Annotated in this window: 16 protein-coding genes, 1 other RNA gene and 1 riboswitch; of the genes, 13 read left to right on the top strand and 4 right to left on the bottom strand. The window is 50.4% G+C overall.

Features of this window, described 5'->3' with window-relative positions; genetic code table 11:
- The first annotated feature begins 160 nt into the window (after positions 1–160).
- The 13 genes from lon (at position 161) to ssrA (ending at position 15,642) form a co-directional block, all read left to right on the top strand.
- The gene (gene lon / locus ACOQPU_RS21095; RefSeq protein WP_420641810.1) at positions 161–2,575 is read left to right on the top strand and encodes an endopeptidase La; all 2,415 of its coding nucleotides are present in this window, start codon (positions 161–163) and stop codon (positions 2,573–2,575) included.
- 369 nt (positions 2,576–2,944) lie between these two features.
- The gene (locus tag ACOQPU_RS21090) at positions 2,945–5,356 is read left to right on the top strand and encodes a CHAT domain-containing protein (protein ID WP_420641809.1); all 2,412 of its coding nucleotides are present in this window, start codon (positions 2,945–2,947) and stop codon (positions 5,354–5,356) included.
- Positions 5,357–5,423: 67 nt separating this feature from the next.
- A complete protein-coding gene (locus tag ACOQPU_RS21085; protein ID WP_420641808.1) occupies positions 5,424–6,110 on the top strand; it encodes a hypothetical protein in 687 nt (228 codons plus the stop codon).
- 219 nt (positions 6,111–6,329) lie between these two features.
- Positions 6,330–6,662 (top strand): cupin domain-containing protein, encoded by a 333-nt coding sequence (locus ACOQPU_RS21080; RefSeq protein WP_420641807.1) that lies wholly within the window; start codon positions 6,330–6,332, stop codon positions 6,660–6,662.
- An 85-nt stretch (positions 6,663–6,747) separates the two neighbouring features.
- Positions 6,748–7,821, top strand: a complete 1,074-nt coding sequence (locus ACOQPU_RS21075) for a hypothetical protein (protein ID WP_420641806.1) — start codon at positions 6,748–6,750, stop codon at positions 7,819–7,821.
- Between the two features lie 33 nt (positions 7,822–7,854).
- The gene (locus ACOQPU_RS21070) at positions 7,855–8,673 is read left to right on the top strand and encodes a YwiC-like family protein (protein WP_420641805.1); all 819 of its coding nucleotides are present in this window, start codon (positions 7,855–7,857) and stop codon (positions 8,671–8,673) included.
- Between the two features lie 222 nt (positions 8,674–8,895).
- Positions 8,896–10,587, top strand: a complete 1,692-nt coding sequence (locus ACOQPU_RS21065; protein ID WP_420641804.1) for an ABC transporter permease — start codon at positions 8,896–8,898, stop codon at positions 10,585–10,587.
- Between the two features lie 86 nt (positions 10,588–10,673).
- A complete protein-coding gene (locus ACOQPU_RS21060; RefSeq protein WP_420641803.1) occupies positions 10,674–11,723 on the top strand; it encodes an ABC transporter ATP-binding protein in 1,050 nt (349 codons plus the stop codon).
- A 108-nt stretch (positions 11,724–11,831) separates the two neighbouring features.
- The gene (locus ACOQPU_RS21055) at positions 11,832–12,344 is read left to right on the top strand and encodes a ferritin (RefSeq protein ID WP_420641802.1); all 513 of its coding nucleotides are present in this window, start codon (positions 11,832–11,834) and stop codon (positions 12,342–12,344) included.
- A gap of 79 nt (positions 12,345–12,423) precedes the next feature.
- The gene (locus tag ACOQPU_RS21050; protein ID WP_420641801.1) at positions 12,424–12,621 is read left to right on the top strand and encodes a hypothetical protein; all 198 of its coding nucleotides are present in this window, start codon (positions 12,424–12,426) and stop codon (positions 12,619–12,621) included.
- A gap of 82 nt (positions 12,622–12,703) precedes the next feature.
- Positions 12,704–13,972 (top strand): NAD(P)/FAD-dependent oxidoreductase, encoded by a 1,269-nt coding sequence (locus ACOQPU_RS21045; RefSeq protein WP_420641800.1) that lies wholly within the window; start codon positions 12,704–12,706, stop codon positions 13,970–13,972.
- Positions 13,973–13,994: 22 nt separating this feature from the next.
- Complete coding sequence (locus ACOQPU_RS21040; protein WP_420641799.1) at positions 13,995–15,101, top strand: PQQ-binding-like beta-propeller repeat protein; 1,107 nt, start codon at positions 13,995–13,997, stop codon at positions 15,099–15,101.
- Between the two features lie 124 nt (positions 15,102–15,225).
- Positions 15,226–15,642, top strand: a transfer-messenger RNA (tmRNA) gene (ssrA, locus tag ACOQPU_RS21035).
- Between the two features lie 120 nt (positions 15,643–15,762).
- Here ssrA and ACOQPU_RS21030 read toward each other — a convergent pair.
- From ACOQPU_RS21030 to ACOQPU_RS21015, 4 genes are all read right to left on the bottom strand, one after another.
- A complete protein-coding gene (locus ACOQPU_RS21030; RefSeq protein ID WP_420641798.1) occupies positions 15,763–16,839 on the bottom strand; it encodes an iron ABC transporter substrate-binding protein in 1,077 nt (358 codons plus the stop codon).
- Between the two features lie 294 nt (positions 16,840–17,133).
- Positions 17,134–18,540: an aspartate kinase gene (locus tag ACOQPU_RS21025; protein WP_420641797.1), complete on the bottom strand. Its 1,407-nt coding sequence runs from the start codon at positions 18,538–18,540 to the stop codon at positions 17,134–17,136.
- A gap of 63 nt (positions 18,541–18,603) precedes the next feature.
- The gene (locus tag ACOQPU_RS21020) at positions 18,604–19,857 is read right to left on the bottom strand and encodes a trans-sulfuration enzyme family protein (protein ID WP_420641796.1); all 1,254 of its coding nucleotides are present in this window, start codon (positions 19,855–19,857) and stop codon (positions 18,604–18,606) included.
- A gap of 92 nt (positions 19,858–19,949) precedes the next feature.
- Positions 19,950–20,093: riboswitch (SAM riboswitch) on the bottom strand.
- Positions 20,094–20,194: 101 nt separating this feature from the next.
- A complete protein-coding gene (locus ACOQPU_RS21015; RefSeq protein WP_420641795.1) occupies positions 20,195–23,569 on the bottom strand; it encodes a PAS domain S-box protein in 3,375 nt (1,124 codons plus the stop codon).
- Positions 23,570–23,609: the final 40 nt, after the last annotated feature.

Below are 23,609 nucleotides of genomic sequence, written 5' to 3'. Positions count from 1 at the left end.
AGCATTGTCGGACAACTGTGTACCGAACTTAAGAACCGACAGAATCTAGCCCATGCGCTTCCATAAAAACGTGTAAGCAAAGAAGACAGAAAATTTTAGTATTGTAAGCAAATTAGGAAGCGTGATCCACTTGAGATTCGCGTCGATAAAGGACAAAACCATGGAACCATTAAACCATGTAACAGTGCCCATCGTACCGCTACGCGGTGGCGTTGTTTTTCCCGGTGTGACAACCACCATTTCCATCGGACGGCGCCGCTCATTAGCGGCCGCCCAAGCGGCCGTTGAGCGCGGCGGCCAGCTGCTCATCCTCGTGCAGTACAATGCCGATGTTGAATTACCTAAAAAAGAAGATTTGGTTCCGGTTGGCATCTTGGCCACCGTGCGTGATGTGCTGCGTACCCCCCACATGGGCGTACAAATGCTCGTTGAGCTGCACCGCCGGGTGAAGTTTGAAGGCTTAGAAACGGCCGAACCATTCCTCACTGGCCAATACAGCGAAATTGCCGAAGCCGACCAGAGCGAAAACAGCGCAACCATCACCGAAGCCATTGCCTACCTGGAACAGTACGCAGACGCACTGGGCGAAGCCAACCAGCAAGTAATGGCCACCACCCGCAGCAAAACCAACGCAGGTGAACTGGCCGACTACATCGCTGGCTTGCTCAATCTCCCCTTTGAAACAGAAGTTGAGCTGCTCGCCACCATCAGTGGCCAAAAGCGACTGGAAATCACGATCCAATTCCTGCGGCAAGAGCTACGCATTACCGAAGTGCGCAACAAAATCCAGCAAGACGCTCGCGAAGGGGCCGACAAAGCCCAGCGCGAATACCTGCTGCGCGAGCAAATGCGGGCCATTCGCAAAGAGCTGGGCGAAGATGGCGAGAGCGTCCCCGACGAGCTGCGCAAAAAAATCGAAGATGCCCAAATGCCCGAAGATGTGCATGAACGCGCCATGAAAGAGCTGAAACGACTGGAGTACCAGGGCCAACAATCAGCCGAAGCCAGCGTGATTCGCACTTACCTGGAATGGCTGGTAGAACTCCCCTGGAACAACGCTACAGAAGACAATCTGGACATTCATCATGTGCGATTAGTGCTAGATGAAGACCATTACGGCCTGGATGACGTAAAAGACCGCATCGTGGAGTATGTCGCCGTACGTAAGCTGGCCGGCACCAACATGCGTGGCGCCATCATTAACCTAAACGGCCCGCCAGGAGTCGGTAAGACTTCTATCGCCACCTCCGTGGCCCGCGCCATCGGGCGAGAGATGGTACGCATTAGCCTGGGCGGCGTGCGCGACGAAGCGGAAATCCGCGGCCATCGCCGCACCTACATTGGCGCCATTCCAGGGCGTATCATCCGCGCCTTGCGGGATGCCAAAACGCGTAATCCCGTCATTGTGCTGGACGAAATCGATAAAGTCGGCACCGATTGGCGCGGCGATCCATCCTCGGCTCTGCTGGAAGTGCTAGACCCGGAACAGAATACCAATTTCACCGACCATTATCTGGAAGTGCCGTTTGATTTGAGCCAGGTGATTTTCATCACCACCTCCAACCAGCTCAGCACCATTCCCGCCCCACTGCTAGACCGCATGGAGTCAATCACCATGCCCGGCTACATCGAAGAAGAAAAGGTAGCCATTGCCGAAGGATATTTACTGCCCAAGCAGCTAACCGGGCACGGCATAGGCGATGTGGAAGTAACGCTGGATCAAGCGTCGCTGCAACATCTCATTCGCTACTACACCCGCGAGGCGGGCGTGCGCAATTTGGAGCGCAGCATCGGCTCTGTCGTACGCAAAATTGCGGTGAAAGTGGCTGGCGGCGAAGCGGGTCCGTTTTCCGTCACGCCCGAAGATATTACAGAGTTTCTTGGCCCCACCAAGTTCCGCTACGGTATGGCTGAAGAGCAAGACGAAGTTGGCGTAGTGACAGGGCTGGCCGTCAACAGCTTTGGCGGCGACACGCTGCCCATCGAGGTAAGCCTGAGCGAAGGCAATGGCAAAATCACCCTCACCGGCTCGTTGGGCGACGTGATGCGCGAATCGGCACAGGCAGCCTTAACGTATGCGCGCGCCAACGCCCGGACGCTCGGTTTGGAACCGACCATCTTTGACCAGGTAAATATCCATGTGCACGTGCCAGATGGCGCCACGCCCAAAGATGGCCCCAGCGCAGGCATCAGCATGGCCACCGCCATCATCTCTGCCTTTACCCGTCGCCCCGTCCGCCGCGACGTGGCGATGACGGGTGAGGTGACGCTACGGGGCAAGGTGTTGGCCATCGGTGGTCTCAAGTCGAAGACGATTGCCGCCCGCCGAGCAGGCATCCAAACGGTCATTTTGCCCAACGACAACGCCAAAGACATTCCCGAGCTGCCAGATTCCATTCGGGAAGAGCTGGAACTGATTCCGGTGAGCCACCTGGATGAGGTGCTGGCGATAGCCCTGCTGCCCAGCAGCGAAGCACCGTTTACGGTGGCTGGCGGCAATGAGGGGCTGAACGTGCCCCTGCCCAAAGCCTCCAGCGGCTCCGGCATCCCCCCGCTGCGCGCCGACAACAACTAACCCAACATTTTGACACAATTCCAGTGCCGCTGCCTGAACAGGCAGCGGCACTTTTTCCTTTCTAGTGAATTGTTTTAGCCAGTCGGCGAAGAGAAGCGAGAGCTATTCGCTTTGGTTGACCACGTGCCTATCTAACTGCTACAATGCCCGCAAATAGGTAGCTGCCGGTGCTAGTGCCTTCATCATTTTTCAGCTTAATTTCCATTATAGGTTTCTTTTTTACCGGCTTAGTCCAACACGGTTTATGCGATGGCTTCCTTGTTGGTTCTTGGAAGGTGTTTTCAGAGTCGCGCCGCATCAATCCTTAATCGTTAGGCAAAAGCAAGTGTAAATCACAATCTGAGAAATTGAAACAAATCAAAACGTATTATGTTGAAGCTATTTCTGGATATTCGAAAGAAAGGAAATATAACTGAAGTTAAGATTGACTGGCCAACCAAGATAATGGGGCCACGTGTTATTGAAGTTGCTTTCCCTCTAGAAATAGCATCGAATCAGGATTGGTTTGATGATCCAAATCTGGATTTGCAGGATTTTGGCTCTAAAATATTCTCATCAATTTTTTTTGGTCCTGTCGAGAATTTTTATCGACAAATTCTATTTCAAGCTGAAAAGTATTCTGAAGAACTTGTGATCGTTCTCTCTTTAGATAAGTTCTTTACGCACATACCATGGGAGTTAATGTTTGATAGGCAAAACTCTAAATTCCTTTCGCTTGATGTAAGACATATTTTGCTGAGAGTACCTTCAACAAAGCATTATTACAATGAAGAAGCTAAGCCAACAAACCGCTCGGGTTTACCTGCTAGATTGCTTCAAATTGTAGCTGATCCTGATGGCCCAGATGATCCTTCACCAATTGATGCTACTAAATTTCCGAAGCTGCTTAAAAGATTAGAGGAACGAAGGTTAGTGAAGATTCACCAAATTAACAAGCCAGATACACTTTACGAAATGAAAAAATTGGCAACAACTATGCGGGAAGACGACAATGAACCTCGCTTCAGTATAGTCTATTTAGAAGCTCACGGGATAGTCAGTAATGGATTAGGAAAGATTATTTTATGCGATAGCAATAATAATAGTTATCCTGTTGCACCCAATGAGTTTTCAATTAAATTGGCAGAATTTGCAGATATCAAAGTTGTCATTTTAAGTAATTGTTGGAGTGGGGATTTTTATTCTCCAAATTTTGAATTTCAGTTTGGTAGTTTAGCACGATCTCTAATAGCAAATGGCTTTAAGATTGTAATAGCAATGAATGGGCCTATAATCCAGAAACCAGCAGAGCTTTTTATTCGGACATTCCTTGAACAAACCATTCGTGAACAAATGACAGTAGCAACTGCTGTTACAAAAGCTCGAAGGGTAATGTATGCAAATCTTCATGAAGATGGAAAATCGGATTCCCAATTTTACTTACCGAGCATATATACTACACTTAATTCATCTAGTATTTTTGAACCCGTTTATGATCCAACAAAACTTGATACCAGAGACTTGGACGTTGAGACAAATGAAACTGTTGATGTACTTGTCTATTCAGATGAAGGTCGAGTATCGATTTCAGTGCTTTCGGTAGCGGGCACCGAAAATAGTTTAACAATTAAGATAAAGGCGGAACTTACTCCCGATGAGGTTGAATATGAGATCAAGTTGGGAGCTTCTAAACCGGTTATTATTGTTGGGGGCGAAAAACGGGAAGCCAATATAAAAGATGAACTCCCTGTTAGCAATCAGAAAATTCTTTACGAGGAACTGGTATTTTATGGGGCATTTCCATCAGATGTCACGACCTGTTCACTTTTTTTTAATCGAGAGATAAATGGTCGCACCACACAAAGCCCACCTATAATAATTGAAAATATTCCATTGCCACTTGGCACCAAAAACTCTATCTCAATACCCTCCATTGAATCAAAAAAAGAATATACCTTTGGTAATCCTGAATGGGATTATTTATTAGACAAGTGTTCTACAATCAGAGAATTTATTAGATTTTGTCAATTTTCGAAAATAAATTGGGAAAAAGCAGAACATTGGTTGGCAGTAGGGTTATTAAATTTGTGGGCAAGCGAATACTTAGCTAATTTAGATCTGACCAATTATATCAATCAAGTATTCGACCCTTTAGACCCTACATCAGAAGAATATCTTGCAATATGGGAAATTCTAATTCACCTGGATCAGTCACTCACAGCCCCCAGAATGAAGGTCCTTACTGGAAAACGTGATGGGACAGTGATATTAAAGAACTTATTACCAGGAAAAAAAACATCCAAGACCATCAAATTGATTTATGGTAATCCGTCAGGATATTTAAGTGGTCAGATAAAATCTAACCATGATTGTTTATTAGTGAATAACGTAACTAATTATAGATTTAAGAGCCATTCTGAGGATTGCCCAATCTATCTAGAACTTTCGATAAATACATGGGCGATCATTGGTTCATTATCAGATTTGGACAAACTGGAATTGGTAATTCAACCAGACGGGGAGTATGTAACGCATAATACAGTTCAAAGAATAATCGTGCCGGTAACAGGATTTACAGATCCAATTATATTCTACATAGGTTTATCCCTTCCTTTCGCACTTACCTTATTATTGCTGATAGCAATCTACATTATACTATCTGCAATTTTAGGGGATTTTTTGAACTTTACATTGATCGTAGTAATCATGATTGGCATATTGCCATTTGTAATTTTAACGGCCTACCATACCTACACTCGCGTCATAATTGACTTACTTGATCTTATTATTCAAAGACATTGAGTTATCACTTTGCAGGTATTTTGTCTTGATAAAATAGCAGTTGAGCTAAAATTATTCGGTTAATCTTATGGTTGAAATTTGGGATGATACACTTAAAGACAGAAAGAATTCTTGTTTGATCACTCACAAGAACGACATTCTTAATGAGGTATTGTCTAAATTGATTGAAGTTGGTGGCAAAAATTGGTGGCATTTGATTGTCGATTGGGACAATGAAGAGTTCCGGGCAACAAATTTTGAGGATTTGGCAGCACAGCTTGAAAATGCCCCAGAGTACAGTGTTTTAGAACCTTTGCACAGTTTCGATATTCCAGTAGTAAAGTCTATCGATAAGTATAGTATGGGTACAGCAGCTGCCCTTAAAATTGCGTATCAGCAACCTCAGAAATTAGTGATCGTAACCGAAAAGGGAATCCCAGTTGGTCTTTTATATGTAGGTTCAAAACGCACAATTAATTTTGAAGGCAAATCAATCCGGGATTGGCGTTTAATAATTGCCAGTGGCGAGTACATCAAAAAAAACCAGGGTGGTAACATTGAGTTTGACAGAAAAAAGATATTACAGAGTTTAACAACCTATTTTAGCGAAGACGATCTAAGAACTCTTTGCTTCCTTATTAAGGTTAATTTTGATGAATTACCCGGTAACGATACAAGAAGTAAAGCAAGAGAACTATGTCTGTATTGCGAACGGAGAGGAAAAACGGCTGAACTAATAAATGAGATGAAAAATGAAAGGCCCAACATGTTCTAGAAACCTCTGCTCTGGAGAGGTCTTCCGTGCGCTGTGGCCGGTCTTCAGACCGTGTTGAGTTTGTCTCTTTGCCGCTCGAATTGTGAACATTAACGACAAACAGTGTGTTAGAATACGGCCGTTCCCCCTTCCACCTCCTCACCCCTAAACTTGATCTACATCAACGCTTCTCCCTGCTCATCTGTTAAAATAAGGGTCCTACATCAAATCTTGGAGAAAATGATGAGCGAACCAACTTACGGACTTGTTGAAAATTTATCAGCGCTGCTGCCAGAAATCCCGGCGGAATCGATTGTGAGTCGCAAGGTGTACAATGATGATTTGCTGAAGGTGACGCTGTTTGGTTTTGCAGCAGGTGAAGATCTGACGGAACATACGGCCGCTTTCCCAGCCACCCTCCATTTTCTAAGCGGTGAAGCCACGCTGACTCTGGGCAAAGACACAGTGGAAGCCCAGTCGGGCACCTGGGTGCAGATGCCCGCCCACCTGCCGCATAGCGTTTTTGCGAAAACGGCCGTTACCATGCTGCTAACCCTCACCGTCAATAAATAATTTATCCGCAGATTTCGCAGATTCACGCAGATTAGAAGCCGAACATCTGTGTTTATCTGCGTTAATCTGTGGATTATCTCTTCCTATGAAACCTAAGCTACCACCCATTCAACTCCCCATCATGGCGGCGGTGCTCATCACTCTGCTGGCGGCATTGTGGGCCGGGCTGATCCGCGTGGGGTGGCGTTGGCCCGCCTTGCAACCGCTGCTGCCTGCCCTACACGGTCCGCTGATGATTTCGGGCTTCTTGGGCACCTTGATTAGTTTGGAGCGGGCGGTGGCTTTGAAACGGCCGTTTGCCACCGTTGGCCCGGTGCTGAGCGGGCTGGGTGCGCTGTGGCTGGTGATCGGGCTGCCGCTCCCGGTGGGGCAATGGCTGCTGTTTTTGGGGAGTGTGGGGTTAACGGCCGTATTCAGCCACATCCTGCGCCAACATTTTGCCAACTACACCCTCACCATGAGCCTGGGAGCCGTCTGCTGGCTGGTAGGTAACGGGTTGTGGCTGGCAGGCTGGCCCATCTTCAAAATTGTGTATTGGTGGGCAGGCTTTTTGGTGCTAACCATTGTGGGCGAGCGGCTGGAGCTGAGCCGGGTGGCGCGGCTTTCGGCACAAACCATTCGGCTGTTTGTGGGAGCTGTGGCTCTCTTTTTGGTTGGGCTGCTGGCCGTTTTGGTGTGGGGCGACGCTGGCACGCGCCTGGTGGGGCTGGGGATGATCGCCTTGGCTATCTGGCTGGGCTTATACGATATTGCCCGTAAAACCGTGCGGCGCACTGGCTTAACCCAGTTCATCGCCCTCAATTTACTGCTCGGTTACGCCTGGCTGTTCATTGCTGGGCTGACGGCATTGCTCGTTGGGCAAACGGTGGCTGGCCCTCTTTACGATTTCATGCTCCATGCCCTGTTTGTGGGCTTTGTCTTCGGCATGATTTTTGCCCACGCGCCCATCATTTTGCCTTCCGTTTTGCCAATTCAGGTCCGCTTTCATCCAGTTTTACATGCCCCGACGGTTTTTCTGCACCTTGCTTTGCTGCTGCGCGTCGTGGGGGATTTGGGCAAGTGGCAGCCGATACGCGCCTGGGGCGGGCTGCTGAACGCGGTCGCCATTTTGTGGTTCATGGGCCAGATGGTGTACCTGGCAGTCACCAGCAAACGGTAGCCAATCCTGGAAGTGGTTTGTACAATGCGCTCAATGAGTGATTCAGAATCGACAAAACAACCTTCTCGCTTTCGTAAACAACTGATCCTGCCAGCAGAGCACGGCTCCTGGAGTTGGCTGTTGGTACCGTTGTTAGTGGGCACGGCCGTTGCTGAGCAAATCACTTTGCCCGGCATCTTGGTGCTGATAGGTGGATTGGCCTTCTTCTTGCTGCGCCAACCCGCCACCGTTTGGGTGCGCGTGCGGCAAGGGCGGGGTCGCCGTAGCGATGGCCCAATCGCGCAGCGCGTGTTGTGGATTTTGGGCGGGGTGATGCTGGTGTGTGCGGTCGGACTGCTGCTATACGGCCGTTTCGTCATGGTTTGGCTGCTGCTGCCGTTTTCTGTGCTGATGGTTACCTACATGCGAGTAGCCCAACAACCGCAAAATAGACGCTCCTTGCCAATGGAGCTGATCGGCGCGGCAGCCCTGGCACTGATGGCCCCGGCGGCGATGCTGGCCGCCATCGGTGCATCTTACCCGACGGTGTGGCTGGTGTGGGCCTTGATGGCGGCGCAAAACGTGCTGGGCGTCTTTTACGTGCGGCAGCGCATTGCCGATACACACGAACGGCCGTTTAACCGCCAGCCTGTTTTGTGGAGTCATCTGGTGGGGTTGGTTGCGGTGGTGGGAACGGCCGTTGCAGGAATCATTCCCTGGCTGGCCATCATTCCTTTTGTTGGCTTCCTGCTCCGTGCCGTATGGGCATATCAGCAACCCCGTCCCGTCAGCAACATCAAAGCGTTCGGCTTTTTAGAAGTTGGCATCGAGCTACTTAGCGGTGCGCTCATTGCCACTGGCTATTTGCTTTAGTCGAAATTTGATTGTACACACAAATTGTCATTAAATTTCACGCGAATCGCAGTTTAACCTCGGTTAACTTTTGACTTAACGCACCGCGTTTTTGGCTTGATCGTTCGTTAATTAAAAAGTTGACCGCCTCCCCTTGTTTCAAATCCCAATCCCTGCATAATTTCAGAGAGGGTAGCCGGATTTTCGGCAAAAACTTTCCAACCAAACTGTAGGATAACAAAAATGGGCGTTACTGATTTTGGCAATGTGCAGGGAAATGCACGCTCACTGCCCAGAATCAAACTAAATGTAAATTTGGATTGGCTAGGTCAGCAGAACTGGTCGCCGTTCCATTGGTTACTGGTTGGCAGTGCTGGCCTGGTTGCTGCCCTGATTTTACTTGTTCCCGCCTATTTACTGCTGCGCGTTGGCACCGGCTGGGCAGAAGCGTGGCAAACCCTCTTTCAAGCCCGCACTCTGGAAATTTTAGGCAATACCCTTGGATTGGCCGTCTCAGTAACGGCCGCTTCCGCCCTCATAGCCGTGCCGCTAGCGTGGCTCACCACCTGTACCGATTTACCCGGCAAACGGTTTTGGGCAGTGATTGTCGCCCTGCCGCTGGTGGTACCAAGCTACGTGGCGGCTTACCTTTTTGCCTCGATTCTCACTCCCAAAGGTTTACTACAGCAATTGTTGCAGCCGATCTTTGGCATTGAACAGCTACCCAATTTTTACGGCTTCCCCGGTGCCTTCATGGTGTTGACGCTGGTAAGCTATCCTTTCATCTTCCTCACGGTGCGCAGTGCTCTCAAAAAGATGGACCCCGCTCTGGTGGAAGCCGCCCGCAGTTTGGGCATGTCGCCGTGGCGGGCGTTTTGGCACGTGACGGTTCCCTATTTACGGCCGTCTATCACCGCTGGCGGCTTGCTGGTCATGCTTTACACTTTGCGGGACTTTGGTGCCGTGACGATGCTGCAATATTCCACCTTTACCCGCATCATCTACAATCGCTACCTGGGCTACAAGCTGGATATGGCGGCAGCGATGGCACTGGTGCTGGTTGTGGTAACGGCCGTTATCCTCTACCTGGAGCAGCGCAGCCGGGGCAAAGCCCGCTACGCCCGTGTTTCAATTGGCGTCGCCCGCGCCCAAAGACCGGTCAAGCTGGGGCATTGGCGTTGGATTGGATTAGGCTTTACGGGCTTGCTTGCCTTCTGGTCACTCATTTTGCCTGCGCTGGGGTTGGCCTACTGGTTTTGGCGTGGTCTCAATCAAGATTGGGCGGTCAAAAGCGTAGGCATGACCCAAACCAATGTAGACTCCTTGTTATCGCTGGTAGAACCGGCCTGGCATTCCCTCTCCGCCTCGCTGCTAGGGGCTGGGCTGGCGATGCTGCTGGCACTGCCCATCGCCATTTTGGTGGTGCGCCGTCCGGGGCGTCTCAGCCGACTGTTTGAGCAGCTATCGTACGCCAGTTTTGCCTTACCAGGGATCGTGGTGGCCTTGGCCTACGTCTTTTTTGGCACCAACTACGCTCCTTCCCTCTACCAAACGTTGCCGATTTTGCTCATTGCATACGTCATTTTGTTCATTCCCCAGGCGGTTGGGGCGCAGCGCAGCTCGCTGCTGCAACTGTCGTCCAGCCTGGAAGAAGCAGCCCAAAGTTTGGGCAAACGGCCGTCCACCATTTTCCATCGCATCACCTTGCCTCTTGTTAAGCCAGGGATGCTGGCCGGGGCGGCGTTAGTTTTCCTCACCTGCATGAAAGAGCTACCCGCCACGCTCATCTTGAGTCCGCTCGGCTTCAACACCCTGTCGGCCGAGATTTGGGCCAACATCGGCGAAGCGTTCTTCGCCCGTGCCGCCGCCCCCACATTGCTGCTGCTCCTGCTCTCCTCCATCCCCCTCGCCTGGATGACCTTTAAGAATAATTAATGGTAAATTGTAAATGGTTAACGGTAAATTTTCTCCAGCATCATTAACAATTAGCCATTTACCATTAGCAATTAACCATTTTCCCCATGTCCACCGTCACCTGTCGCAATCTCCACAAATCGTTTGATAATTCGCCTGTGGTTCAGGATGTGAGCCTGTCCGTTGCACCGGGGGAGATTTTGGTGCTGTTGGGGCCGAGCGGCTGCGGCAAAACCACCACCCTGCGCCTGATTGCCGGGTTTGAAACGCTGGATGACGGTCGTATCGAAATCGACAACCAGCTTGTAGCTGACGGCAGCCAGCACGTCCCGCCAGAGAAGCGGCGTGTGGGCATTGTGTTTCAGGATTACGCCATCTTCCCCCACCTTAGCTTGGCCCAAAACGTGGGCTTTGGTCTCAAGCGAGGGCAATCTCAGCGCGTGGAAGAAATGCTCAATTTTGTGGGGCTAGGTGGCTTGGGGGAACGGATGCCGCATCAGCTTTCTGGTGGGCAGCAGCAGCGGGTGGCATTGGCGCGGGCGTTGGCCCCGCAGCCCGTCGTTTTGCTGCTGGACGAACCCTTCTCCAACCTGGATGCGGCCCTGCGCGTGGAGATGCGGCAGGAGGTGCGGCGGTTGCTTAAGGCGAGCAACATTACGGCCGTATTCGTGACGCATGATCAGGAAGAGGCGTTGTTTATGGGGGATCAGGTGGCGGTGATGAACGACGGACGGCTAGAGCAAGTTGGCTCGCCGGAAGCTATTTTTCATCAGCCCCGCACCCGCTTTGTGGCTCAATTTTTAGGCCAGACGGACTTTTTACCGGGTGAGGTGACCGATCACGGTGTGCAAACCGCCATCGGCATCTTACCGCAAATGTTGCCATTAGCCAGTGGCACGGCCGTTGAGGTTGCCGTCCGCCCCGATGATTTGCAATTGCTGCCAGATGATGAGGGAAACGGCCGTATCGTCTCGCGGCAATTTGTGGGCATCGCCTTCGTTTATGGCGTGCGTCTGAATGACGGCACGCTCGTCCACAGTTGGCAACCGCACGAAAACAGTTTGGCCGAAGGAACGGCCGTGTCCGTCCAGTTCGCCGCCCCTCACGCGCTACCCTGCTTCCATAAAAATCACGTCGTTCCCGACAAAAGTCGCTGAACAAAGCCAGCGTTGCTTGTATAATAAAATAGTGGCTGGTGGTTAGTGGCTTATTCCCTCACCAACCACTCGCAACGAACAATCAGCTACTATAAAAAGGAGATCAAAATGATCATTAAACCAAAAGTTGTTGAGGCGATGAACGCCCAAATCCAAAGCGAATTTGCAGCTTCGGCCCAGTACGTCGCCATCGCTGTTTACTTCGATGAAGAAACGTTGCCCGATCTGGCCGCATTTTTCTACCGTCAGGCGGAAGAAGAGCGGGAACACGCGATGAAGTTTGTCCATTTCATGCTGGAAGCTGGCGCCAAGCCAATCATCCCCGGCCTGCCTGAGATGCGGAACGACTTTGAAAGTGCCAACGATGCCGTGCAGTTTGCCCTGGACCAAGAAGTGAAGGTAACGAACCAGATCAACAATCTGGTTTCCATTGCCGATGCCGAGAAGGATTACGCTAGCAGCCAATTCCTGCAATGGTTTGTCACCGAACAGGTAGAAGAAGTGGATTCGATGACGACCCTGCTGAACACCATCAAGCATGCAGGCGGCGCATTGCTGCTGGTAGAAGATTTTGTCCGGCGCATGATGGCGGCTGGCCATCATGAGGAAGAGGAAGAATAAGCGACAAGAACGCCTTTTTTATCAAAGATTCACAAGATTACGCAGATTGAAATTGATTTAATCTGCGTAATCTTTGATTATGACACAACGAACACAACCTCCCCCTGATTTTTACTGCACCGACTGGTCTGTGGCCATTGATGAGCCGCTGGCGGGCACGGCCGTTTCCAGCAAAGTGTGGCTCTTTACGGTTGAAGCCACCAAGCCGCTCACCACATATCCCAGTTCTGGCTCCCTGAAAGCCAAAACCTTTCCCCAGTTTAACTGTTCGCTCTAATGCCAGCACTTACTTGACCTGCGGCTTACACTCCTACAAAATAGAGCCATCATTCATACCAACATCATGTGAACTGTGAGCCATGAAAACAATCCCCTTTTGGCAAGATGATTTCCCTCGCCCCAACACGCTGCCCATGTCTGTTTTGCCGCAGCGAGTGGATGTGGCGGTGATCGGTGGTGGTCTAACTGGATTGGCAGCGGCATATACTTTGGCAAAAAGCGGAGTGGAAACGGCCGTTCTCGAACAAGATCGCATCGGCAGTGGAGCCAGTTCACGCCATGCAGGCATCGTAACGACTGGCTTCCGGCAAAGTTTAGCCAATTTGTTTGATCTGCACGGTGAGGCGTTGGGGCGGCAGCTTTGGCAAGCGTCATTGGAAGCGGTTGATCTGGTTGGCGAAATTGTGGCCGACGAGGGGATTACTTGCGACTTCACCCGGCGCGGCCATCTGACGTTGGCAATCAAACCGTCTCACTATACATCGATGAAAACGCTGGCCGACTGGCTCGACAAAGAGATGGATTTCTCGGTCCAGCTACTCTCGCCAACTGAAACGGAAACGGCCGTTGGCTCCCAAACGTATCATGGCGGCATGGTCAACGCGTGGAGTGCCAGCCTGCACCCCACCAAATATCTGTACGGGCTGGCGGGGGCGGTGGCGCGGCATGGGGGCTTGCTGTGTGAGAAAACGGCCGTTACCCGTCTAGAAAAAATCGCCCAAGGGTTCAATATTCACACCAGCCAGGGGACGGTACAAGCGCGGGAGCTGCTGCTGGCGACCAACGGCTACAGCGGCAAGCTAGTGCGCCCCGTGCAGCGTCTCGTTTTCCCTATGAACAGCGTCGCTATCGTTACCGAGCCGCTCACGGCAGCCCAGCAGCAATTGCTAAACCCCGACGGCTGGTCTGCGCAGGATTCTCGCTGGCTACCCCACTATTTTAGATTAACGCCAGACGGCCGTTTCCTGTTTGGCACGCATCGTCATTGGCGACTGGGACTAGATTTGCTCGACTGTGCCGACGGGCTGCGTCAGCAAATGATTAAGCATTTTCCTCTGCTTACCGACGTACCGCTTGCTCATGTGTGGGGTGGCAATCTGGGGCAAACATTCGACATGGTGCCACACATCGGGCGGCTAAACGGGGTTCATTTTGCCCTCGGCTACAGTGGCCAAGGCGTTGCGCTCTCCGCCTACCTGGGCTGCGAGGCGGGGTTGCTGCTCTCCGGCCAAAAACGTACAAGCCCGTTCGTCGTCATCCGGCCAGTCACCCACTTTTACTACCGTCAACGCGCCCGCTTCGCCCCGCTGCTGGGCCACTACTATCGCTTTCTGGATTGGATTAGTTAGCCGAACAAAGAAGAATTTCACGATGAAAAAACAAGTAGAGTTTTTCTCTCAGTTAGCCCTTTTTGTTATTCTTTGCCTAAGTGTAATTATAGGTTTGGCTATGTTGATACGAGAACCTAATAGACCAAAGCGGCCGGAAAGTGGCTGGACATCTCGTGAGTTTGAGAACGAGTCTGAATTTGAACAGCTCTGGATGCAGTCCAATGTCTACACTGAATTTTATAACGACCAGAATGAAGGTCATATATTTTTAGCCACCAACCAGGAAAGCGTATTTATGGTGGGCAGTGTTGAGATAAACCAAAAGCCATCGTTAATTAAATTCAATTTGCACTCTGGCGAAGTTGATTGGGTCGCATTTGATAACCGTTGGTTTTGGGGACCCAATTTATCGACGATGGCATCGGATACCGACCTGGTTTTTGTTGGAGATATAGGTGGAAAAAATAATGGAACTGCAGCATTTGGAGCCAGTAAAATAACTGCCTATGATGCTGAAACTGGTGATTCTATATGGACAACGCGCATTGTTGGCGCACAGAGTATTGATACGATTGCTGTTATTGGTTCATCTCTGAATATACATGGAAGTCCTTCGCGAAATTATCATCTTTTGGACGCAGCAACCGGCGAAGTTATTAATACTTTTGCTATAATCGAAGGCTTCACACTATTTTCGTCTGATGAAGTAGAAGTGAAGCGTATTTTTGGAGCTGAGCTTCAAGCCATTGACAAGCACACCAATACTGTCATTTGGGAGCAAAAGCTATCAGACATTATTATACAACCGCTTGTTCTTGTTGATGGTGTTTTTTTTGCTCGAACTGGTGCTGATTTGGGTCAGCTCGTGGCGATCGATCAAGTCACTGGTAATATATTGTGGAAACAGGAGAATGTAGCCAGTAACATTGCAGTCGAAAATGGGACTGCTTATTTTTTGACGGAAGGTGCACAGTTACTGGTTGCTGATGCCAAAACCGGCGAGATTTTAAGAAAACTGGTTTTCTCACCTGCCCCGCTTCAAGATGTATCTAATCATGGATTTTATGTGGCTGTCAGTGACGATATTTTAGTAGTTTATTTCGGTGATAGTCAAAATTTATTTGCATTTAGAGACTTGAAGCAGTAGCAAAGGGGTATTCAAATTTATCACATGCCCGTTCACCCCTTCACCTTGTCACCCGCTCACCTTGTCATACTTACGTTCCTCAAATAGACGGCCGTTTCTCATTCTGCTATACTTTTCCATGTCTGGGGATGACTGGCTTCGACGGGGAAAGCTGGTCCTGGACTGCAAGCCGAGCACGCTTTACACCTCGTAAAACTGGAAGCAAACAATAAGTGCAAATTCACGCACAAACTACAGCGCTATGCCTTTGGCTGCTTAATCCCAGCTAAAACCTAGCGTGCGGCTTCCAAAGACGGAAGCTCCGTCTACCTCGTTCGCTCGTTGGCCGGGTGAGTGTTAGGCGACATCAATGCCAACGTGCTGCCTCTTGATGCTGCTAAAGATGCTTAAGCGACTCTTTCGGGAGTCAGCAGCGGGCTGTTAGCTGACCCAGTTGGTCGGGGTGCCTATCAGCTAAACCTTTTAAATAGACCGACTAAGCTTGTAGACGTCTAGAGGCCGAATTTTTCGGACGCGGGTTCGATTCCCGCCATCTCCACCTCAAGCAAGAACCGGATTTTGAGCCGCAACATCGCCCAAAATCCGGTTTTTTGTTCCTCGTAGCCGCAGATTCTTTCTGCGCCGTGTTCTCATTGCCCGCTAAGAAAGCGCGGCTATGGCGTTACTCAATAATTCCCAGCTCCAGCAGCATGTCCTGCGTGCCTTCCAAATCGGCCAGATCATTCATGGAGACGCTCAAAGCCACCGCATCCAGCTCAGAAAAGGCGGCGAGGGCAGGAGCAATGGCTACGCCTTCTACCACAGGGTATTCAAACGTTTCGTCTGCAAAATATTGCTGTGCTTCCACCGAGAGTAAAAAGTCGATGAAGCGTTGGGCATTGGCGGCGTTAGGTGCAGTATTTAGAATGCCCGCCCCAGAAACCATGATGAGCGACCCTGGCCCACCACCAGACAAGAAGTGATTTCGTGCGGCAAAACCTTCCCCTTCCTCAGCCAAAAAGCGGTGCAGATAGTAATGGTTCACAAAACCAACGTCTACTTCTTCAGCGGCAACGCCTGCCACGATTGGTGTATTTTTGGGGTAAACAACGGGATTATTGGCCTGAATGCCCTGCAGCCAATCGCGGGTTTTATCGTCGCCCCAGGTGGCGCGCATGGCGGTCACCATTGCCTGGAAGGAACCATTGGTGGGTGCCCAACCAATACGGCCGTTCCACTCAGCATCCACAAAGTCAAAAATATCTGCTGGCAGTTCATCAGCGGGGTCGGTGATAGTATTCGTATTGTAAACCACTACCCGTGCCCGACCAGAAATGCCTACCCAATTCTTATCGGCTGGCACAAAACGGGCTGGCACTTGGGCAAGCGTTGCCTCTGGCAAAGTGGCAAACATGCCTGCATTGGCGATGGCTCCTAACCCGCCAGGGTCTTGGGCATAAAACAGATCGGCTGGGCTATTTTCGCCCTCTTCCAGCAACACGCCCGCAATTTCAGAAGTGCTACCATAGCGCACCTCTACGTTAATGCCCGTCTCTGCCGCAAATTGATCAATGATGGGTTGCACCAGGCTCTCGCTGCGGCCAGAGTAAATGACCAGATCGCCAGCCGACTGTGTTTCGGTAGCGGCATCATTTTCTGTGGCGGATTCCTCACCGCCGGAACCGCAGGCTACTAGCGACAATGCCACCAATAAAAGCAAAAGCATCGAGACAAATTGTCTGGATTTTTTCGTTAACATAAAACTTCTCCTAAAATGTTGATTAGACCTAATAGGTTTACCAGGGAAGCGTTGCTCTGGGACCAACCGTGTCAGGTCTGATAGGCAGGAGTATGCCAGAGGAGGTGGGGGATAAACAATGGCGGGAGATCATTTGAAAATGAACGGCCGTATTCAATTAAGTTTGACAACCGTTCACCCAAATTCAAGCGTTGGTTAAAGGAAAAGTTAACTGCGGTTTAGTTTTTGCCACAGAGTTCACAGAGAGTTATAGAGAAGGAAATTCTCTTTTTCCTCTGTGCGCTCTGTGGCCAATCAGATTAGGTCGTGGATTTGGGCAACGGCCGTTGCGGTATCTGCATCATCCACCACTACGCTGATGCTGCATTCTGAGGAACCTTGGGCAATGGCGATGGCGTTGACTTTTTCTGCGCCGAGGGCCGTAAAAATACGACCGGAAATACCTGGCGTCCCGCGCATCCCGGCCCCTACAATCGTGACGATGGAAACAGGTTCATGCGCCCAAATGCGATCTACATCTTTCCGCTCCAGCTCCACCTTAAACTCAGCTTCCAAACTGGCAATGATGCTGTTGGTGGCCTCATCTGGCGCGGCAAAGCAGATGGATTGCTCAGACGACGCCTGGCTGATGAGCAGCACACTCTGATTGTCGCGGGCAACTGCGCCAAAAGTGCGGGCAGCAATGCCGGGAATCCCCATCATACCCTTGCCTTCTACGGTGATGAGGCTGAGGTTTTTGATGGCCGTGACTGCCTTGATGCCCCCATTGCCGTTGGGGGCGTCTGGCACAATGACGGTGCCTGGATGCTCTGGGTTGAACGTGTTTTTAATGCGCAGCGGGATGCCGTTTTCCACGCAGGGGCGCATCGTTTTGGGATGCAGCACCTTTGCCCCGTAAAAGGCAAGTTCAGACACCTCGCGGTAGCTAAGCTGCGGAATAGATTGGGCATTAGGCACCAAGCGCGGATCGGCCGTCATGACGCCATCCACATCGGTCCAAATCCACACCTCATCGGCAGCCAATGCTTCGCCGAGAATGGCACCTGTGTAGTCGGAACCGCCCCGCCCCAGCGTAGTGGTAATGCCATCCGCATTGGCCGCAATGAAGCCAGTCACGATGGGCACGATGCCTTGGGCCAGCAACGGCCGTATGCGACTCACCGTCTTCTGCTTTGTCAGGTCAAACCGGGGTGTGGCATTTTGGAAGTTACTGTCGGTGACGATGAGTTCGGTGGCGTCAATTGCTTCGGCAGGCGTACCGTTTTGGCGCAGGTGGGCGGCCAAAATGCGGGCACTCATCTGCTCGCCCATGCCGCCGACTGTGTCCAGAGCGCGTGGGCTCAGTTCGCCCAACACGCAAACAGCTTTACATAAATCGGCAAAACGGTCAATGAAACGGCCGTTTTCTGCCAAAATTTGCTGCCTTTCCCCGTCAGGTGCCAGCAGGCCATCAATCGCTTCATAATGTATTTGGCGCAGCTGATCGGCCAACTGCTGGTACGTTTCGCCGTCCCCGTTAGCGGCTGAGTGTGCCCCTTGCAGCAACAAATCGGTCACCTTTACCGGCTTAGACCCCATTGCCGAGACGATAGCGACGGTTTGGCCCCACTGCTTCTGGCTATTTTTAATGAGAACGGCCGTTTCGCGCATGGCCTGTGCGCTGCCTACAGACGTTCCGCCAAATTTCATTACAAGTGTCATCTTTTTCTCCAGTTACGAGTTTGCAGGTTTGTAAGTGCGCAGGTGAACTTGCCACTTGCCGACTTACAGACCTTCTAATGCCTGCTCCAAATCAGCCAGTATATCGGCCGTATCTTCAATGCCAATGGCAAATCTGACCAAATTATCCTTAATGCCAATTGTGCGTCGTTCTTCGGTAGACAGTTCAAAATAAGACATGATAGCAGGCTGCTCGATTAGGCTTTCTACCCCGCCCAGGCTGGCGGCGATGTAGGGTATTTCTACCGCATCCACCAGGCGAGCAGCGGCATTGAGAGCCGTCTCACCGGGCGGCACAGCCACTTCAAAACTCACTACGCCACCAAATCCGCACATCTGGCGGCAGGCAACGTCGTGGTCAGGGTGAGACGGCAAGCCTGGATACCAGACCCGCTCAATGGCTGGATGGCTCTCAAGAAATTCAGCCACCTGCTGCGCCGAGCGATTTTGCTGCTGCACACGCAGTGCCAGCGTCTTTAGACCGCGCTCCAGCAAGTAGGCTGCATGTGGATCAATCACGCCACCCAATATTCCCTGGCTTTGCCGCAGCGCGTGAATCAGCCCCGCTTGGCCAACGGCCACGCCCGCCATCACGTCGTTGTGGCCGCTGAAATATTTGGTGCCGCTGTGAATGACGAGATCGATGCCGTGAGTTAACGGCCGTTGGTTCACGGGCGTAGCAAAAGTGGCATCAACAATCGTTTTGATGCGCTTATGCTGCTTGGCAATCGCTACCACACGCTCCAAATCGGCTACGCGCAAGTAAGGATTGGTGGGGCTTTCGGTAAGGATAATGCGGGTGTTGGGGCGGATGGCCGCTGCCAACGCCTCGTAGTCACCCATTGGCACCTCGCTACTTTCAATGCCCAGCCGCTTGAGGAAGGCGTGGCAAAATTGGCGCGTTTTGCGGTAGCTGTCGTCAGTGAAGATGACGTGGCTACCGGTAGGGAGCATTGAGAGCAGGATGTGGGTAACGGCCGTCATGCCCGTTGGAAAGAGCAGCGCGTCATACTGGCCAGCCAAATTCCCCGCTTCTAGATGTGCCAGCCGCTGCTCTACGGCCTGCACCGTCGGGTTGCCGTAGCGTGCATACTCCACGCGGCCGTTGGTGCCACCCCACAGCTTACCTTCCTGGTAGGCAATGAGATCGGCCGTATTTTCAAAAGTGTAGGTAGCTGTTTGCCAGATGGGTGTGGTGAGGGCGTGGCTGGGTTTTGGTATGCGCGAGGAAAGGTGCCCATGAACGGCCGTCGTGCTATTGGGTAAATGTGCTTCCTGAAAATCGGTTAATTTTTCCATCTGCTCCTCTCAAAATCTCTGTGACCTCTGTGGCAAAACAAAAAGCCCCTTCTGGAAGTCACAGAAGGGGCTTATGAAATTACACTCACCACATCTCATCTTCCAGAAGATACATTCTTCTGCCGGAATTAGCACCTGTCTTTTCTCAGTAATCAGTTTTGTTGGTTTCACTGTTTACTGGTTAGATGGTTGCTGAGGTATCATCGGGCCGTTCCCTCCACCTCTCTAGATAAGAATTGCTGATGCAAACTTAATCGCACCAGCGTTTTATTTAATTGTGGGCAAGATCGTAACAAAAGCGGCTTGGGTTGTCAAAAAGTTGCATGGCCGTGATAGATTACAAATATTTGCTCAAGCGATTTATAAACGTGTCCAAACGGTATGGCTTTTGCAGAAATCCAACCAGAGGCGGCGAAGCAAAGCCACGGATGGCCAAATCTTCGCTGTAGCCAGAAGAAAGCAAAATACGGACATGGGGATCAATCGCGCTTAATTCTTCAAATGTTTCGTGGCCACTTTTGCCGGGCATAGATAAATCGAGCAAAATCAAACTGATTTCGTCTGAATGCGCTTTATATAGCTTGATTCCCTCATCGCCGTTGGCGGCCGTAAGCACGTCTATCTCTTCCATTTCCAAAATATCGGTCACTGCTTCCCGCACGGCTTTCTCATCATCAATTACCAAGATCAATCCTTTACTGTTCATCTCTACTTTCTCTGGCTCCTCTACTGAAATTTCAGCACTATTTGCTGCGATTGGGAACAGCAATTCAAAGGTTGTCCCTTGCCCTGGTGAACTTTTCACGTGCAGGCCACCTTTATGGCCGCGGATGATGCCTAACACAGCAGCCAAACCCAAGCCGCGCCCCGTAAATTTTGTGGTAAAGAAGGGATCAAAAATTTTGGGCTGTGTCTCTTCATTCATGCCTTCACCGCTATCTTGAACAGACAGTTTAACATATTGTTGAGTCGGCAGGGGATGATCTGTATACCGCCAAAAATGTCGATCCTGCTGGCCAATTTGGCAAACGGCCGTTTCCAACCAAATTGTGCCCGCCTGCTCCCCAATAGCCTCAGCGGCATTGATGATCAAGTTCATCAACACCTGTTGAATCTGGGCGACGTCCCCTTCAATTTGCGGCAACTCTGGAGTCAAATTCAACTGTAGTTGGACTTGCTTGGGTAATGCCACTTTCAACAAATCTGCACTGTCCCCAATGAGATCATTTAATAGCACTGTCTGAATCATAAATTGACCGCCGCCGGAATATGCCAGGAGCTGGCGCGTGAGACCAGCGGCTTGCTCTGCCGCCTGCACTGCCTTGCCCACGTGAGTATACGCAGGGTCTGTTTCTGTCAAGCGAGCCTGTGCCAGCGACGCCTGCCCCAACATGGCAACCAGCAGATTGTTAAAATCATGGGCAATGCCGCCAGCCAAAACGCCCAGGCTTTCCATTTTTTGGGCGCGATACATCGCCCGCATCGTCTGCTTCCGCTCCGTCACATCTCTGGACGTAGTAACAAAGGCAGTTGTTTCGCCATCTGGCCCCAAAACCGGATTGGTGACAAACTCTATCTCGCGGTCGCCATCGGGCATCGGATAGATAAATTCACGGGAAACTGCCTGACCTGTTTGCAAAACGGCCGCACGATCCTGATCGCTCAATTCGCCAAATTTCCGGGGTAGATTCAGCTCTTGCCACGTTTTACCCACCACAAAATCGACGTCCACTTGAAGATACTCCAGAATCGCGTTGCTAATGAACATGAAACGGCCGTCCAGATCGAAGACCAAAAAATTGTCCGGGGTTGCTGCCAAAATCGCTTGCAGCAGACGCGTTTGCTGCTTTAACTCAACCGACAATATATGCTGTCGCTCCTCTAACTGTTTCCGCTCAATCGCATGGGCAATCTGCTCAGAAACAAAGATCAAAAATTGCTGATCTTGCTCAGTATAGGCCGTGGATTTTTCGTAACTTTGCACAACCAATGCCCCAACGGCCTTATCATAAGTGCGCAATGGTACACCCAGCCATACTTGGGGCATCGCCCCCCGTAGAACAATGTTACCCTGTGTTATTTGCTCTTCAATTTGTTGTTTGGTTAATAACTGCGAGCGGTTTGAGTGAATCACCAACTCTGTTAATCCAGTGCCAGCTTGGTATTTTCCAGACCGAATATCAAACTTATCCACAAAATAAGGTATATCTATTGTGTCATGAACCTCATCATATAATGCGATATAAAAATTACTCACATCTAGAATGTGTGCTAACGTTTGGTGAATGGAGGCATACAATTCACGCAATGAAATATCTGTATTAGCTACTTGGGCTATACGATACAGTGTGTTTTGCAATAAATCAGACTCAACGCGTTCTGTAATATCACTAATAATGCCTTCGAGGAAAAGGACGTTTCCTTGCTCATCATATACAGCACTCCCAACGTCCTCTACCCAGTGCCAATTGCCAGAGCGATGTCGGATGCGATACACAAATTGGAACCTTTCACCTTGCCCAATGTGTATGCCATCTAGCAAGATACCCGAACTCTCTCGATCCTCAAGATGAATAAGGTCGCTGTAAAAAATTTCCTGGCGAATGAATTTTTCTTTTGGGAAGCCAGTAAGAGCCTCAACCCCCTCGTTTATGTAAAGCAAGGGAAAGTTCCGTTGATTTTTAACTAAATAGATGGTGCCAGGAACATTTTCCGCCAACACCCGGAACTGTTCTTCGCGCTGGCGTAGGGCAACCTCAGCTTGTTTTGCTTTGGTAATATCACGCACCACGCCGTTGAGAATGGGTTTGCCATCTACTTCAACGAGCGTAGTTGAAATTTGCCACTGATGCATTTTTCCCGCCCGATCCACAAAGGGAACCTCAAAAAAGTGCCGTCCTTTTCTTAACGCTACTTCAAATTGGTTTGCGTACGCCTGGTAAATTTCCGGGGGGATAAGTTGAGACGGCCGTAAATTCCTCAGCTCGCTCTCAGCAAAGCCTGACAGTGTCTGCATTTTAGGATTTGCAGATAGAATGGAGTTCGTTTCTGGGTCAAACAGGAAGATGCCGTCGTTGGCCGATTCAAACAATGTGCGATATTGTGCCTCTGCCTGTTGCATTGCCTGGAACAGCCGTGCATTTTCAAGAGCAATCGAAAGATGGGTAGCAAAGGCAGCAATAGCTGGTACATCTTCTACTTTTAGCTTATCCCCTGCCACGTACAAAACGCCCACCACATCCTTTTTGAAAAAAATCGGTGCCAATACGGCTGGCATGTTCAGGAATGGTTTCATCAATGGGGAGGCATAGCGGAAAACAATGGGTGGCAGCACTTGCTTCATCTTTTCGGTGTTATCTGACAAAAAAACAATATCCCCTTTGGCTAACACGACCGCATCCGCGGGGGAAGCATCCACAGGGTAAGTGTAATCCTCTGAGCTTATTTTGATAATCTTTTCGGCACGGCTGATCAAACGCATCAGCGGTTCAGAAAATACCATCCGCGCAATACGAAACACCTTGCCGGATTCATCAAGCAAATTTACACTGCCGTGGAATCCCAGCTTTACGAGCTGCTCGCTAAAGACTTGGTAAACGGCCGTTTCCGACTGTGCCGCCTGCTGTAAGGCAACCGAAGCCGCATTGAGACCTTGCCAAATCTCGCCATCCTGGGAATTGTCATTCAAAGACGCAACTGGAAATTGAATCATGCTCATTGTGCGGTTTATTACCTCAACAAAAGAAGTTGTC

This window comes from Candidatus Leptofilum sp. (assembly GCF_965223285.1).
In the GTDB taxonomy this organism is placed as follows: domain Bacteria; phylum Chloroflexota; class Anaerolineae; order Promineifilales; family Promineifilaceae; genus Leptofilum.
Note: the sequence above shows the minus strand (reverse complement) of the source record. Positions and strands in the feature narration are given on the sequence as shown.